The organism is Bacteroides stercoris ATCC 43183 (assembly GCF_025147325.1).
Lineage (GTDB): Bacteria > Bacteroidota > Bacteroidia > Bacteroidales > Bacteroidaceae > Bacteroides > Bacteroides stercoris.
Genome location: NZ_CP102262.1, coordinates 337,768 through 353,014, shown reverse-complemented (window position 1 = coordinate 353,014; position 15,247 = coordinate 337,768). Strand labels below are relative to the sequence as shown.

Below are 15,247 nucleotides of genomic sequence, written 5' to 3'. Positions count from 1 at the left end.
TTAGTTCTCAGTTCCTGATATGAGTGATATTTTTTAATTTTTAATTCTCAATTTTTAATTTACATGGGATTATTCTCTTTTACACAAGAAATAGCGATGGACCTTGGCACTGCCAATACTATCATTACCACAAATGGCAAGATAGTAGTGGACGAGCCTTCGGTGGTGGCGTTGGACCGTCGTACAGACAAGATGATTGCCGTGGGTGAAAAAGCAAAGCTGATGCACGAAAAGACCCATGAGAACATACGTACTATCCGCCCTCTTCGCGACGGTGTGATTGCCGACTTCTATGCCTGCGAGCAGATGATACGCGGACTTATCAAGATGGTGAACAATCGAAACCGTCTGTTTTCCCCTTCGCTCCGTATGGTAATAGGCGTTCCTTCGGGCAGTACGGAAGTAGAGTTGCGTGCCGTGCGCGACTCTGCCGAGCATGCCGGCGGACGTGACGTTTACCTGATATTCGAGCCGATGGCTGCCGCTATCGGTATCGGCATCGATGTGGAAGCGCCGGAGGGTAATATGATTGTTGATATAGGCGGCGGTTCTACGGAAATTGCCGTTATTTCGCTGGGTGGTATCGTTTCCAACAACTCCATCCGTATTGCCGGTGATGACCTCACTGCCGATATTCAGGAGTATATGAGCCGCCAGCACAATGTGAAGGTCAGCGAGCGTATGGCAGAACGTATCAAGATTAACGTAGGTGCAGCCCTGACCGAACTGGGCGAGGATGCTCCCGAAGATTATATCGTTCATGGTCCGAACCGTATTACGGCGCTTCCTATGGAGGTTCCCGTATGCTATCAGGAAGTGGCACACTGTCTGGAGAAGTCCATTTCTAAGATTGAGACTGCTATTCTAAGTGCATTGGAGAATACGCCGCCCGAATTGTATGCCGATATTGTGCACAACGGTATCTATCTGGCAGGTGGCGGTGCTTTGCTTCGCGGACTGGATAAGCGTCTGACCGATAAAATCAACATACCGTTCCACATTGCGGAAGATCCTTTGCATGCCGTTGCCAAAGGTACAGGCGTTGCACTGAAGAATGTCGACCGCTTCTCATTCCTGATGAGATAGGTATGCGGAATCTACTGAACTTTCTTATTAAATACAATTACTGGTTCCTCTTTCTTCTGTTAGAGGTTACCAGTTTTGTTTTATTGTTCCGTTTCAACCATTATCAGCAGAGCGTGTATTTTACTTCGGCAAACGGAGTAGCCGGGAAAGTTTATGAGATTTCGGGCGGCATCAGTTCTTACTTCCATTTGAAATCGGTCAATGAGGACTTGCTCGACCGGAATATGTGGCTGGAACAACGGGTAGCTTTTCTGGAAAAAAGCCTGCAGGAGCAGGGCTTGGATTCCGTAAAACTATATAGTATGGCGCGCCTTGCTCCGGATGATTACCGCATATTCAAGGCGAATGTTATAAAGAACAGTCTGAATAAGGCAGATAATTATATAACATTGGACCGTGGCTCGTCAGATGGTATTCGTCCGGAAATGGGGGTAGTGGATGCAAATGGAGTGGTAGGTATCGTATATAAGACTTCTCCCCGCTATTCGCTGGTTATTCCGTTGCTGAACAGCAAGTCGAGTATCAGCTGCAAGATTGTGGGCAGTGAGTACTTCGGCTATTTGAAGTGGGAAGGTGGAGATTCGCGTTTTGCTTATCTGAAGGACTTGCCCCGTCATGCGGAATTTAATCTGGGTGATACGGTGGTGACCAGCGGCTATTCCACAGTATTTCCTGAAGGAGTTATGGTAGGAACGGTCGATGATATGTCCGATTCCCATGACGGACTTTCATATCTGTTGAAGATAAAGTTAGCTACGGATTTCGGTAAGGTGAGCAATGTGCGTGTCATTTCGCGCAGCGGACAGGAAGAACAGAATATGCTGGAAAAAGAAGGAGAGAAATGATAATCAATTATTTGCATAAGATAGGGTGGTTTGTCGGTCTGGTATTATTGCAGGTGCTGATACTGAACAATGTGCATATTGCAGGATATGCCACTCCGTTTTTATATATATATCTGATATTGAAGTTTGAGTCGGATGTACCCCGTAATGCATTGATGCTATGGGCTTTTTTTCTTGGACTGGCGGTTGATATCCTTTCCGATACTCCGGGAATGAATGCGGCGGCTACGGTGCTTTTAGCCTTTTTGCGCCCTACATTCTTACGCTTGTTCGTGCCTCGCGATACGCTGGATACATTGGTTCCGGCAGTCCGTACAATGGGAATCTCTCCTTTTTTGAAATACTTGGTTGCCAGTGTCTTGGTACATCACGGGATGTTGCTTACTCTTGAATTCTTTTCTTTTGCCCACATAGGTGCGTTATTGCTGAGAATTGTAACAAGCACTTTGCTGACTGTAGCTTGTATAATGGCAGTAGAGGGCATACGGAAGAAGTAAAAAGAGGTTGCAAGTTATGTTACTTGTATTTATAACTCATATGTTGTGATTGAATGAAGGATTATACGCTGGAGAAACGAAAATATGTGATAGGCATGGCGGCTGTCGTCATTGTCCTTATCTACGTGATTCGCCTGTTCGACTTGCAAATTATGACGGATGATTACAAGAAGAATGCGGACAGCAATGCCTTTTTGAATAAGATTCAATATCCTTCGCGTGGAGCTATCTATGACCGTAACGGTAAACTGCTGGTTTTTAACCAGCCGGCATACGATATCACGTTTGTGCCTCGTGAAGTGACGCAGCTCGATACGTTGGATTTATGCCGTGCGTTGAACATCACGTTCGAGCAGTTCCAGAAGCGGATGAAGGATGTAAAGAACCGTTGGATGAATCCCGGTTATTCCAAATATACGCATCAGGTGTTTATGACACAACTCTCGGCAGAAGAGTGCGGTGTGTTTCAGGAGAAACTATTCAAGTTTCCCGGTTTCTACATCCAGCGGCGTACTATCCGGCAATATACTTACGATGCTGCCGGACATGCGTTGGGGGATATAGGTGAAGTGTCAAAGAAAGATATTGAGTCAGATAATTATTATATCCGCGGGGATTATATAGGCAAGCAAGGTATCGAGAAATCTTATGAAAAGTATCTTCGTGGCGAAAAAGGGGTGGAGATTCTGCTTCGTGATGCGCATGGACGTATTCAGGGGCATTATATGGATGGGAAGCTCGACCGTCCCTCTGTGCCCGGTAAGAACCTGACTTTAGGTATCGATATTGAGTTGCAGAGGTTAGGTGAGCGTTTGTTGCAGCATAAAATCGGAGCTATCGTAGCCATTGAACCGGCTACGGGAGAGATACTCTGTATGGTTTCTTCTCCTACTTTCGATCCTCACTTGATGATTGGACGCCAGCGTGGAAAGAATCACCGGATGTTGCAAAGAGACAAGCGGAAACCTCTCCTGAACCGCGCAATCATGGGAGCGTATCCGCCGGGCTCTACTTTCAAGACTGCGCAGGCATTGACATTTTTGCAGGAAGGAATAATCCATGAAGATTATCCTACTTTCCCTTGTGCACACGGTTTCAATTATGGAAGTTTGCATGTAGGCTGTCACGGGCACGGTTCTCCTTTGCCTTTGGTTCCGGCAATAGCCACTTCGTGCAACTCTTATTTTTGTTGGGGGCTGTTCCGTATGTTCAGCGACAAGAAGTACGGTTCTCCGCAAAATGCCATTACCGTATGGAAAGACCATATGGTGTCGCAGGGATTCGGCTATCGCCTTGGTACCGACCTTCCCGGAGAGCAGCGCGGCTTGATTCCTAACGCTAAGTTTTATGATAAAGCATATCGGGGCTCTTGGAACGGACTTACGGTAATCAGTATCGCTATCGGACAGGGAGAAATTCTTGCGACCCCGTTGCAGATAGCCAATTTGGGTGCAACCATTGCCAACCGGGGGCATTTCATTACTCCGCATGTTGTAAAGGAGATACAGGATAATGAATTGGACAGTATCTACCGTACCCCCCGTGTCACGTCAATCGACCGGGAATATTACGATGAAGTTGTGGAGGGGATGCGTGCCGCTGTTACAGGTAGTACGGGTAGTGCAACCTGCCGTATGGTCGGCACAATCCTGCCGGGTGTAGAGGCATGCGGCAAAACCGGTACGGCACAAAATCGCGGTAAAGACCATTCGGTGTTCATGGGATTCGCTCCGATGAATGATCCTAAGATTGCTATTGCGGTGTATGTGGAAAATGGCGGTTTTGGTGCAACCTACGGCGTCCCTATCGGTGCGATGATGATGGATCAGTACTTGCATGGCAAGTTATCGCCGGAGAATGAGATACGTGCGGAGGAATTCAGCAACCGCGTAATTCTGTACGGAGACGAAGAAAGGTAATAAACAGTCAAACAGTAGCAGTATAAATGGTAAGAAGAGACAGTATATGGAAATCATTGGATTGGGTGACGATTATAATCTACCTGATGTTGATTGTATTCGGCTGGTTCAGTATTTGCGGGGCAAGTTACGACTATGGTGACCGTGATTTTCTTGATTTCTCTACCCGTGCCGGCAAGCAGTTCATGTGGATTGTCTGCTCATTCGGGTTGGGATTTATTCTGCTGATGCTGGAAGACACGCTTTATGATATGTTCTCTTACATTATATATATAGGACTTATTCTCTTGTTGGTTGTCACCATTTTTATCGCTCCTGATACCAAAGGTTCACGGTCTTGGCTGATTTTGGGGCCTGTCAGTCTACAACCGGCTGAATTTGCCAAGTTTGCCACGGCATTGGCGTTGGCCAAGTATATGAGCGCCTATTCGTTCACTATAAAAAGCTGGAAGAGCGCGTTGATGCTGGCTTTCCTTATTCTTCTGCCAATGACGCTGATTATTCTTCAGCGGGAAACGGGGTCTGCATTGGTTTATATGGCTTTCTTCCTGATGCTTTATCGTGAAGGTATGCCTGGAGTAGTGCTTTTCTCCGGTATTTGCGCTGTGGTATATTTTGTGGTGGGTATCCGTTTTGATCAAGTCTTTATTGCAGATACTCCAACACCTATCGGAGAGTTTGTGGTACTGTCGATGATTTTGCTCTTTGCCGGTGGAATGGTATGGGTATATAAGAAGAAATGGGAGCCGGTTCGGAATATCATCGTCGGTTCTTTTATCGTATTGCTTGTCGCTTATCTGGTTTCGGAATATATAACCCCTTTTAATCTGGTATGGGTGCAATGGGGATTGTGTATGGTTGTAACATGTTATTTATTCTTCCTTGCTTTGAGTGAACGCCATTGGAGTTATTTTCTTATTGGTTTGTTTGCCATAGGTTCGATAGGTTTTCTCTACTCCAGCGACTATTTTTTCAATAAAGTATTGGAACCTCACCAGCAGATTCGCATTAAGGTTCTGTTGGGCATGGAAGAGGACTTGGCAGGAGCGGGATATAACGTAAATCAATCGAAGATTGCTATCGGTTCGGGCGGATTGACCGGGAAAGGCTTTTTGAACGGTACACAGACCAAACTTAAATATGTTCCCGAACAGGACACGGATTTCATATTCTGTACCGTAGGCGAAGAAGAAGGCTTTATCGGTTCGACGGCTGTATTACTCTTGTTCCTGACTTTGATACTTCGTCTGATAGCGTTGGCAGAGCGGCAGCAGTCCGCATTTGGCAGAGTATACGGGTATTCGGTGCTGAGTATTTTCCTGTTTCATCTTTTCATAAACATCGGGATGGTACTCGGATTGACGCCTGTTATCGGTATTCCGTTACCTTTCTTCAGCTATGGGGGGTCTTCGTTATGGGGCTTTACGATACTGCTGTTTATATTCCTGCGTATTGATGCGGGGAGAAATAGAAGGTTGGTATAATATTATCGTTGTAATTTGATTCCCACATCATTGATGCCGGGCAGGAGGCTGTCGGGTAATGTATAAGCTACTTTGAAAAGGTATTCACCGGGTTTCCCTATCTTGATGTTTCCTGCGGGAAATGCAGACTGATATAAACCGCCCCAGCCATCTCCTTTCCATATGCCTTCTTTATCGGCTAAGACGGCTGTCAGTGTATCTGTCTGTAGTTTTTTCAATTCCGGACTGTCATAGCAGACGGATAAGTTGATGTTTTGGTAAGGGTAAGTGCTGCGGTTTCTAATTTCTACTATCAGTTTGTAGTAAGTTTGCGAATCGGGTACAGCGACATTGAAAAGGAGTGTGTCCTGTCGTTTCCAACCCTCTTGCGGAATGGATTGGAATGCATGATATACAGTCTGTTTATCGCAAGCGCCTAATGCGCTTACGATAAACAGCAGTATGATATATCTCAGAGTCTTTATCTTATTCTTGAGCAGGCTTGTCATTTTGAGCAGGTTTATCTCCCTGAGGTTTGGGCTTGTTGTTGTGAGGACGTTTACGGTTGTTACTATTCCGTTGTGAACGTCTTTCATTTCCTTGCGGCCGTTTTTCGTCTCCCTGCTGTCTGGGCTGCTCTTGTTGTTGCGGAGCGGCAGACTGTTCTCCGCCTTGCGGTCGGTTATTGGGAGTCTTTTTCTTCTTTTTATTCCGGTTGCCGCCGTTATTTCCATTACCGTTTCCATTGTTGCCGTCTCCGCCGTTCTTGTTCTTGCGGTTACGGTCGAAGCGGGTCAGGCTTTCCTGCTCCAGCAGGTCTACCGGTTTCTTGGGTTCGGTGCGATGTGTCTCTTCCAGCAGGCTCTCCGGTTTGATGCCCCTTTTATTCAGGCCGATAACTTCAAAGGCGCGTCTTCCGCTGATAGTAACCAGATTGGCAGGGATACTCTTGTCGGTGGAGTAAGTTATCTGGTTGCTGAGAATGTCGGCTTTGAAGAAATAGAATACGCCGTCTTTGGTTTCCAATTCGATTTCTTTGGAAGGCAGGCGTTTTTGTGCTTCTACGTAACAGTCCACTTCGTAGTTGAGGCAGCATTTCAGTTTGGCGCATTGTCCGGCAAGCTTTTGCGGGTTCAGTGAAATATCCTGGTAGCGGGCGGCGCTGGTCGAAACGGAAACGAACGATGTCATCCAGGTAGCGCAACACAACTCGCGGCCGCAAGGTCCGATGCCGCCGATACGGCCGGCTTCCTGACGTGCACCGATCTGCTTCATTTCGATGCGTACATGGAAAGCGTCGGCAAGCACCTTAATCAGTTGGCGGAAGTCTACGCGTTCATCGGCAATGTAGTAGAAGATTGCTTTGTTGCCGTCTCCCTGATATTCCACATCCCCGATTTTCATATTGAGGTTGAGGTCAAGAGCGATCTGGCGGGCACGTATCATCGTGCTGTGTTCACGCGCTTTCGCCTCGTTATACTTGTCCATATCCACCGGTTTGGCTTTGCGGTAGATGCGCTTGATATCCGCTTCCGACTTGATATTTGCCTTACGCATCTGTAGCGGTACAAGTCGCCCGGTAAGGGTTACTACGCCTATATCATGTCCGGGAGTAGCTTCCACGGCTACTATATCGCCTTTTTCCAAAGGAATTTTGTTGCTGTTGCGGAAATAACCCTTGCGGGTATTTTTGAACTGAACTTCCACCATGTCCGATTCCTCTGCATTGCCGGGGATGTCGGCAAGCCAGTCGTAAGTGTTCAGTTGCTTGTCTTGCCTGCCGCAGCTTTTGCAGCAGAGACCGCCGCTTCCATTATGTAGTTTAAATTCCATCATTCTATCTGTTATTTTGATGATTTACTATGTTATATGTTAGTTGAAAAGGATTCTTCTATTGTTTTAACAGAACAATCATTTTCAGTGAAAAATCAAAGAATACCATACGGGCATTCACATTCTGCTCAATGTGCACTTGCGCTTCGCTGAGTTCATCCATAATACCCATAACATTCCGTTCGTTGACAAACGGGGCAAACCGGGTAGCGAAGTTCTGTTCGGGCAGGGTCATGTAGTTCATCTCTTTCCGATGCAGGTTATAGATGAAATTTTCCCGTATCATGCGCTGGCAGTATTCCAGAAAATTCTTTTGGCGTTCGCGCCCCATAGCCGCCAGTTGTTCGCTCCATTGCTTCATTTCCCGTATTTTCCGTTGATAGGAGAGGCGCATCAGGCTGACGAACAGCTTGAAAAACAACTCATTCTCTTCATTCAGGTGGATTGTTTCCAACGCTTTGATGAAGTTTCCGTTTGCCAGATGGGCTATGGTCTGGCTGTCCGCCGGTTGCACGCCGTACTTTTGTTGCAGCGCGTTTGCCACGCTTGCCTCATCTATTTTGCGGATGTTGAAACGTTGTGTACGGCTGAGTATGGTAGACAATATCATTTCGGGTGCTTCGGAAACCAACAGGAAGATGGTCTTCTCAGGCGGCTCTTCCAGCAGTTTCAGCAATTTATTGGCGCAGACCTCGTGCAGCTTTTCAGGCAGCCATACAATGGTTACCTTGTATCCGCCTTCGCTGGATTTCAAACTGAGCTTACGGGTGATTTCATCGCTTTCCTTTGCGTAGATAATCGCTTGTCCGTTTTCCGCTCCCATTTCATTCAGCCAATGATTCAGTGAGAAATAGGGGTTGCTTAGTACAAGATGCCGCCAGTCGGCTATGTAGTCATCGCAAACTTCTTTCTTCCCCTTGGCGTTTTTCACGATGGGGAATACGAAGTGTACGTCCGGATGCACCAGTTTATTCCACTTCACACACGAAGGACACGTGCCGCAGGCATCGGTCTCCGTGCGGTTCGGACAGCAGATGTAGCGGGCATAAGCCATAGCCAGCGGAAGTTTGCCTACTCCTGCCGGTCCGCAGAACAGTTGCGCGTGAGGAATACGTCCTTCCCGCACCTCTTGTATCAATTGTTGTTTGGCTGTATCCTGGCCTATTACATCTTTAAAAAACACGGTGTCGGTATTTGGTTAATAAATCTGTTTGGCTACTTCCTTGATGCTGTCCACTGCACCTATGGAATAGAAATGGATGCTGGGAATATGGTGCTTCATCAGTTCCTTGCATTGCTGCACGCACCATTCGATACCTACCTGTTGCGCTTCGGCATCATTCTTGCATTTCAAGATTTCGTTTGTCAGCTCTTCGGGCAGGTCTACTTTAAATGTTTTGGGTATCATGCTGAGTTGCGAAAGCTTCTTGAACGGCTTGATGCCCGGTATAATGGGGATGGTAACTCCGGCTTTGCGGGCGCGTTCTACGAAATCGAAGTATTTCCGGTTGTCATAGAACAATTGGGTAACGGCATATTCAGCTCCGGTTTCCATTTTCTTTTTCAGCCAATAAATGTCCGTATCGATGTTGGGCGCTTCTTCGTGTTTCTCCGGATAACAGGCCACTCCGTATGAGAAAGGAGTATTGGTGACTTTCATCTCGGAGCCGTCTACAAAGATGCCCTTATTGAATTGGTTAATCTGTTCCTGCAATTCAACGGCATGATGATAACCGTTCTTTTCGGGAGTGAATACCGACTCGTGTTTTGCCTTGTCTCCGCGTAACACCAAAAGGTCTGTGATGTTCAGGAATTGCAGGTCGAGCAATACATATTCGGTATCCTCACGGCTGAAACCGCTGCAAAGAATATGCGGCACCACCGTTATGTTGTATTTATTCTGGATGGCTGCGGCTACGGATACGGTTCCCGGACGGCGACGGAGACGGTTGCGCTGGAACAGCCCGTTGCCGAGGTCTTTGTACACGTACTCGCTGCGGTGTGTGGTGATATTGATGTATTTAGGGTCGAACTCCCGTAATGTATCTATTGTTTCGTACAACTTTTCGATGCCTGTACCTTTCAGAGGGGGCAATATTTCAAAAGAAAAAGCTGTTTTTTCGTTACTGTTTATCAGATCGATTACTCTCATTTCTTTTCCGTTGTCTTTGTCTAATTGGCAAAATCCTGCACAATCCTGCACATTGGGAACAAAAATACGAAAAAGAAATGAGAAATGCTTTTTTGGCAGGCTATTCTTTTATGCAACGGATGGAAAACGCATTATAATAATCTTTGCCTTCCGGTTTGACGGCGTTCTTTAAGGCGATGTCGTTATTGCTGTTCGCAAACATTACGACTTTGTCCAATTGCTTTTGTGTGCCGTCATATAGCCAATAGGCGGTCGATGAGTTTGCGTTTACCAAGGCCGTCTTGTTTTCCCTTTCCAACAGCAGCCCTGCGGGTTGAATGCAGAATCCGGTTTCATTGGTTGCGGAATAAACATCCGAGCTCCAGGTATCTGCCTTTTTCAGTGCGGAAGCATTCTCTCCTATGTATTCTTTCAGTCTGTTCCAATCGTTTTCTGTTGGCAATCTCCAATCCAACGGAGCCAATTTCCCGGTAAGGACGGCCTCGCCGTTGTAAAAATGGGAGTTGGTGCCCGCCCATTTGAGGTAGCCCTCGCCATCTCCCAAAGCTTTTCTGAGGGGCATACTCTTGCTGTCATTATAATGGGCCGTCTGTAAATCCTCTTTCATCCAATATTGTGCGCCTATTTTCACGATGGGGTAGGTGTGCAATATACCGTTCCGTATATCTCTGATTACGTAGCTGCTGACGTTGATAGCCAGTGCTGGTGTGGCAGGCTTTTCCGTTACTATCTTTCTGTTTTCGTCTATGTAGAATTTTTCGATAGGCCGGGAGTGGCCGCTAATGTAGGTCAGCGAGTTGTCCGCTTCATTCCAACTTACTTTACCGCCATGTGTCGTGGCGGTTTTGTCCGGTAGTTGTAAAACGATTCCATTTGTCAAGTCCGTCTGTTCATTGTCCTGTACGGAATAGGCTACAATCGCTTTAGTAGCAACAGCATCGGCGGGGGCAGTGTAAAGATACTCCCGGCATACTTCTGCCACGGGCTTTCCTTGATGGTATATCCTGTAGATATCAGACGTGCTGAATGACAGCGAGGCTGTGTGTACGGCAGTGATTTCGTACCGGTTTTCGCTCTCTCCTTGTTCGCTGAGCTCCCATTCCTTGATGTTGGCGATAACTCCGGTGAGGGTTGCACTTGTGCTTTGCAGTGCGTTGATGCAAATCTCCAGTTCCGTGTCCTCCTCAATGGTGGCCGACGGGAGAGGGCAGGTATAGATTTTTCCGTTCCATTCCAGGGTAAAAGCCTGTCCGCCGTCGGAGTGTGTTTGCGGAATTACAATGAACTCCTTACCGGACAGCGTATTACCCTCTTTCTTCCATGTGCCGAAAGGAATGATATCCGTTTCGCTCGCATCGTCAACCGAGGAAAGCTTGTCCGATTGCAGGTCATATACGGCTTGTGTCCTGAAACCGGTAGCTATGATTCTGGGGTTGGCCTTGAGCATCTCGTCCGTATCTTCACCTTCTTGGGGTATAAGAACTAACTTTATTTTGGCAAACCGGTGCTTGTATTCCAGCTTTACGGTTTTCTCGCTGTTGGGTACGTTCCCGATGCGGGCGGTCATGAAGTTGGATAAGCTGTAATTGGCGGTCTTGTTCTGGTCTGCTTGTACTGTGACGTCCAGCAGTGAGCTTCCTTTGGACACGTTTTCTTCCTGATACGGATAGTAGCTGATGAAGTCCAGCGTGGCATCTCCTTCCGGATAATACACTTCTTTCTTGGATATCAGTTTGCTGTTGTCGCTGCATTCCAGAAGCAGGTTGTCGATGTATCGCTGCTGGTCCAGGGAATTGCCTGTCAGCATGGCAAAGATACCGCTTCTGTCTCCTATGTCGAAAGTGTTTTTAGTTACTTTGGTAGCGGCTTTACTTGCTTCAAAGGAAAAGGAGATGAGGATACTGCCCTCTTTGATTTCATCATTTAGCCTGTTGATACAAGATGTACCCGATAAGGCAAGGAGCAGGCATAACACATAATTTGCCCTTTTGAAAGCGTTTCTCATGATATTCATGTTATAGTAGTTTTCACTACTGTCCCGTAAAAGTGGATAAATAGTTCTTTGAAATTATTGAAATATAGTCAATTACACGTTTTTTTGAAATGAAACGGACTTGATTTTGCAACTTTGCAGTCTAATACAAATGGCTGCTATGTTCCAAGACAAATACGTATTCTCTCAATTAACCGCTTTTCTGAACAGGACTCAGTTCAACAACTATGTTCGCAAGTATGATGGCAACAGATATGTGAAACATTTCACTTGCTGGAATCAGATGCTCGCGATGATGTTTGGACAACTGAGTAACCGTGAGAGCCTGCGAGACTTAGTCGTTGCTTTCGAGGCGCATAGGGCCAAGCAATATCATCTTGGTTTAGGTCGTGAACCGATAGCCAAGACAACTCTTGCGACAGCGAACCAGAACCGTGATTACAGAATCTTCGAAGACTTTGCATTCTATATGATGAAGGAAGCCTGCGAGAAGCGGACGACCAACATCCTTGACATTTCCGGAAAGAAATATGCGTTTGATTCAACAACGATTCCGTTGTGTCTTGCAACATTCCCATGGGCAAAGTTCCGAAGCAAGAAAGGAGGGGTGAAAGCTCATGTCTTATACGACATTGAAGCACAAGTTCCTGCCTTCTATACTGTAACTACTGCATCAAAGCATGATTCCACAGCAATGTCTTCAATCCATTATGAACCAAATGCTTATTATATATTCGACAGGGCTTATGACTCCTTTAAAGAACTCTATAGGATACATCTTACAGACTCTTTCTTTGTTGTCAGAGCCAAGACGAACTTAAAGTATAAGACAGTCAGATGGAAGCGAAGAATGCCAAAGAACATAATGACAGATGCGGAAGTGAAACTGACCGGATATCTCTCCGAGAAAAAATATCCTGAGTCATTCAGACTCGTCCGATATTACGACGAAGAGGATGACCGTGAGTTCACTTTTTTGACGAATGCAAAACAACTTTCTGCACTGGATGTCGCCGATCTTTATAAGAAAAGATGGTTAATCGAGCTGTTCTTCAAATGGCTCAAGCAGCATCTCAAGATAAAGAAATTCTGGGGCACAACAGAGAACGCTGTTCGCATACAAATCAGTGTGGCTATTATCACGTACTGTCTTGTGGCTATTGTCCAACATGATATGAAGTTGAAACGTTCAACCTATGAAGTTTTACAAATTCTCAGCATATCATTGACTGACAAAACCCACTTGCGTGACCTGTTCGACAAGACTAATTTCAATGATGTCAAAGATCTAAATGATCCCCTGATTCCGGGGCTTTTTGATTAATTGTTTAACTCGTCCCATTTTAACGGGACACTAATGAGTAGTTTTATAAGACGAAAACATCTTCGCCTTTGGTTCGTACTTAAAAACTTACGTGTCGATATATCAGATTGGGCAGAACCGTAAATGTTATGAGAAAGTAGTTTACGCTTTCAGATTTCTATTAGTCAGTTATCACGCTTGATAGCTTGGTGCTTTTTCTTCTCTTTACATATATCTAAATAAAAACAAGGATGTAAAAGTATACTAAATCTTTGGAATAATCACACAAATAATCGCTCAAATTAAAATAAATGTGTGATGAGTTACAGCGCAGAGCAATGCGTAGTGATTTATTTCAATAACTTACGGTTATCTTCATCACCGTTTCCCAATATATTCATTTGATGAATAGCTATTTGGTTTAGTTTAACGAGACGTTCTCTTTGTGTCATACTCTGTTCGATAAATACTGCATTGAGGTTTTCCATATTCGACAAACAGATAAGTTCATTAATAGTGGCATAATCACGAATATTACCTTTCAGTTCGGGATTGGCTTCCCGCCATTGTTTTGCTGTCATGCCGAACATGGCTACATTCAGCACATCGGCTTCATTGGCGTAAATAATACTTGCTTGTACCGATGTGACTTCCTGCGGAATAAGGTTTTGTTTTATGGCATCAGTGTGTATGCGATAGTTGATTTTCGATAATTCACGCTTTGCTGACCAACCGAGTTGCTGTTGCTCTTCAGTCTTTAACCGTTGAAACTCTTCAATAAGGTAGAGTTTGAAAGGTACGCTGATTGCAGAACCGAATTCAAATGCAATATCCTTATGGGCGTACGTCCCGCCGTAGCGTCCTTTTTTAACGATGATACCGATTGCATTAGTCTGCTCTATCCATTCGGAAGCACTTAATACAAAAGATGGCAATCCGGCACTCTTTCTAAAGTGGTCGAATTCGACCACTTTAAAATTAGGATTATGGATGCAAGTATACGGTTATCCAACAATTGAAAGTTCCGAAAGAAATAAACAGTGGGATTTTACTGAAATAATATCGAATCATTTTGTATTGCCTGCTTTAATTCAACAAAAACTTCCGCAATTTATTTATACCGCTCTGATTTTTTATCTAACTTTACACGCTAAAATTGTAAACAGTAATTAGTTAAACCGTAGAACAGAGCTTATGCCTTTAAATTTACCCGATAAACTTCCCGCGATAGAGCTGCTGAAAGAGGAAAACATATTCGTCATTGACAATTCACGGGCAACCCGGCAGGACATCCGTCCGCTGCGGATTGTCATATTGAATCTGATGCCGTTGAAGATTACGACGGAGACCGATTTGGTGCGTCTGCTCTCCAATACTCCGTTGCAGGTGGAGATTTCGTTCATGAAAATCAAGAGCCACACCTCAAAGAATACTCCGATAGAGCATATGAAAGCTTTCTATACGGATTTCGACAAGATGCGTGACGAGAAGTACGACGGTATGATTATTACCGGAGCCCCTGTGGAGCAGATGGACTTTGAGGAAGTGACCTACTGGGACGAGATAACCGAAATATTCGATTGGGCGCGTACGCACGTTACGTCCACGCTTTATATCTGCTGGGCGGCGCAAGCCGGACTCTACCACCATTACGGTGTGCCCAAGTATCCGCTGGACGCGAAAATGTTCGGCATATTCGCACATCGCACCTTGCAGCCTCTGTATCCCATTTTCCGTGGTTTTGACGATGTGTTTTATGTTCCCCACAGCCGCCACACGGAAGTCCGCAAGGAAGATATTCTGAAAGTTCCCGGACTGACCCTGCTCTCGGAATCGGAAGAGGCAGGGGTATATATGGTAATGGCACGTAACGGGCGCGAGTTTTTCGTAACCGGTCATTCTGAATACTCCCCCCTGACGCTCGATACGGAATACCGCCGCGACCTGGCTAAGGGATTGCCTATTGAGATGCCCCGCAATTACTATGTGGACGACAACCCGGACAAAGGCGTATCGGTACGGTGGCGGGCGCATGCCAACCTGCTGTTCTCCAACTGGCTGAACTACTTTGTATATCAGGAAACCCCGTTCAATATTGAAGAAATTAAATAAGAACTCCGAAAACTCAGTGGGGTCTTGTGCCCCTTTCTGTGGTG

The 15,247-nt window shown here is 45.7% G+C and carries 12 protein-coding genes and 1 pseudogene; 7 read left to right on the top strand and 6 right to left on the bottom strand.

Features of this window, described 5'->3' with window-relative positions:
* Positions 1–63 precede the first annotated feature (63 nt).
* The 5 genes from NQ565_RS01335 to rodA are packed head-to-tail and all read left to right on the top strand — an operon-like array spanning position 64 to position 5,831.
* Positions 64–1,086: a rod shape-determining protein gene (locus NQ565_RS01335; RefSeq protein ID WP_005652290.1), complete on the top strand. Its 1,023-nt coding sequence runs from the start codon at positions 64–66 to the stop codon at positions 1,084–1,086.
* Between the two features lie 2 nt (positions 1,087–1,088).
* Positions 1,089–1,931: a rod shape-determining protein MreC gene (gene mreC / locus NQ565_RS01330; protein ID WP_005652287.1), complete on the top strand. Its 843-nt coding sequence runs from the start codon at positions 1,089–1,091 to the stop codon at positions 1,929–1,931.
* Entirely contained in the window at positions 1,928–2,428 is a 501-nt protein-coding gene (gene mreD / locus NQ565_RS01325) for a rod shape-determining protein MreD (protein WP_005652285.1), read from the top strand. Before mreC ends, mreD begins: the two co-directional genes overlap by 4 nt.
* A gap of 53 nt (positions 2,429–2,481) precedes the next feature.
* Positions 2,482–4,347: a penicillin-binding protein 2 gene (mrdA, locus tag NQ565_RS01320; RefSeq protein WP_005652283.1), complete on the top strand. Its 1,866-nt coding sequence runs from the start codon at positions 2,482–2,484 to the stop codon at positions 4,345–4,347.
* Between the two features lie 26 nt (positions 4,348–4,373).
* Positions 4,374–5,831, top strand: a complete 1,458-nt coding sequence (gene rodA / locus NQ565_RS01315; RefSeq protein WP_005652282.1) for a rod shape-determining protein RodA — start codon at positions 4,374–4,376, stop codon at positions 5,829–5,831.
* A 2-nt stretch (positions 5,832–5,833) separates the two neighbouring features.
* Here the strand turns inward: rodA and NQ565_RS01310 are convergent, their stop codons facing one another.
* The 5 genes from NQ565_RS01310 to NQ565_RS01290 all read right to left on the bottom strand — a co-directional run bounded on the left by NQ565_RS01310 (position 5,834) and on the right by NQ565_RS01290 (position 11,809).
* The gene (locus NQ565_RS01310) at positions 5,834–6,319 is read right to left on the bottom strand and encodes a gliding motility lipoprotein GldH (protein ID WP_005652280.1); all 486 of its coding nucleotides are present in this window, start codon (positions 6,317–6,319) and stop codon (positions 5,834–5,836) included.
* Positions 6,297–7,643 carry a PSP1 domain-containing protein gene (locus NQ565_RS01305; RefSeq protein ID WP_175456016.1) on the bottom strand — a complete coding sequence of 449 codons (1,347 nt, stop codon included), beginning with the start codon at positions 7,641–7,643 and terminating at the stop codon, positions 6,297–6,299. Before NQ565_RS01305 ends, NQ565_RS01310 begins: the two co-directional genes overlap by 23 nt.
* A gap of 58 nt (positions 7,644–7,701) precedes the next feature.
* Positions 7,702–8,826: a DNA polymerase III subunit gene (locus NQ565_RS01300; protein ID WP_005652277.1), complete on the bottom strand. Its 1,125-nt coding sequence runs from the start codon at positions 8,824–8,826 to the stop codon at positions 7,702–7,704.
* Between the two features lie 15 nt (positions 8,827–8,841).
* Entirely contained in the window at positions 8,842–9,795 is a 954-nt protein-coding gene (gene metF, locus NQ565_RS01295) for a methylenetetrahydrofolate reductase [NAD(P)H] (protein ID WP_040315502.1), read from the bottom strand.
* Positions 9,796–9,895: 100 nt separating this feature from the next.
* Positions 9,896–11,809 (bottom strand): fimbrillin family protein, encoded by a 1,914-nt coding sequence (locus NQ565_RS01290; protein WP_005652273.1) that lies wholly within the window; start codon positions 11,807–11,809, stop codon positions 9,896–9,898.
* A 139-nt stretch (positions 11,810–11,948) separates the two neighbouring features.
* Here NQ565_RS01290 and NQ565_RS01285 point away from each other — a divergent pair, with 139 nt between their 5' ends.
* Positions 11,949–13,112: an IS4 family transposase gene (locus NQ565_RS01285; protein ID WP_016660807.1), complete on the top strand. Its 1,164-nt coding sequence runs from the start codon at positions 11,949–11,951 to the stop codon at positions 13,110–13,112.
* A 329-nt stretch (positions 13,113–13,441) separates the two neighbouring features.
* On the opposite strand, the pseudogene NQ565_RS01280 reads toward NQ565_RS01285, so the two are convergent.
* A pseudogene (locus NQ565_RS01280) lies at positions 13,442–14,083 on the bottom strand (KilA-N domain-containing protein); the annotation flags it as partial.
* A gap of 202 nt (positions 14,084–14,285) precedes the next feature.
* On the opposite strand from NQ565_RS01280, the gene metA reads away from it, so the two are divergent.
* Positions 14,286–15,203, top strand: a complete 918-nt coding sequence (gene metA, locus NQ565_RS01275; protein ID WP_005652268.1) for a homoserine O-acetyltransferase MetA — start codon at positions 14,286–14,288, stop codon at positions 15,201–15,203.
* Positions 15,204–15,247 lie beyond the last annotated feature (44 nt).

Bases quoted from the DNA above. Each gene is read 5' to 3' on its own strand.
- NQ565_RS01335 (WP_005652290.1), top strand. From the start codon at position 64: ATGGGATTATTCTCTTTTACACAAGAAATAGCGATGGACCTTGGCACT.
- mreC (WP_005652287.1), top strand. From the start codon at position 1,089: ATGCGGAATCTACTGAACTTTCTTATTAAATACAATTACTGGTTCCTC.
- mreD (WP_005652285.1), top strand. From the start codon at position 1,928: ATGATAATCAATTATTTGCATAAGATAGGGTGGTTTGTCGGTCTGGTA.
- mrdA (WP_005652283.1), top strand. From the start codon at position 2,482: ATGAAGGATTATACGCTGGAGAAACGAAAATATGTGATAGGCATGGCG.
- rodA (WP_005652282.1), top strand. From the start codon at position 4,374: ATGGTAAGAAGAGACAGTATATGGAAATCATTGGATTGGGTGACGATT.
- NQ565_RS01310 (WP_005652280.1), bottom strand. From the start codon at position 6,319: ATGACAAGCCTGCTCAAGAATAAGATAAAGACTCTGAGATATATCATA.
- NQ565_RS01305 (WP_175456016.1), bottom strand. From the start codon at position 7,643: ATGGAATTTAAACTACATAATGGAAGCGGCGGTCTCTGCTGCAAAAGC.
- metF (WP_040315502.1), bottom strand. From the start codon at position 9,795: ATGAGAGTAATCGATCTGATAAACAGTAACGAAAAAACAGCTTTTTCT.
- NQ565_RS01290 (WP_005652273.1), bottom strand. From the start codon at position 11,809: ATGAATATCATGAGAAACGCTTTCAAAAGGGCAAATTATGTGTTATGC.
- NQ565_RS01285 (WP_016660807.1), top strand. From the start codon at position 11,949: ATGTTCCAAGACAAATACGTATTCTCTCAATTAACCGCTTTTCTGAAC.
- metA (WP_005652268.1), top strand. From the start codon at position 14,286: ATGCCTTTAAATTTACCCGATAAACTTCCCGCGATAGAGCTGCTGAAA.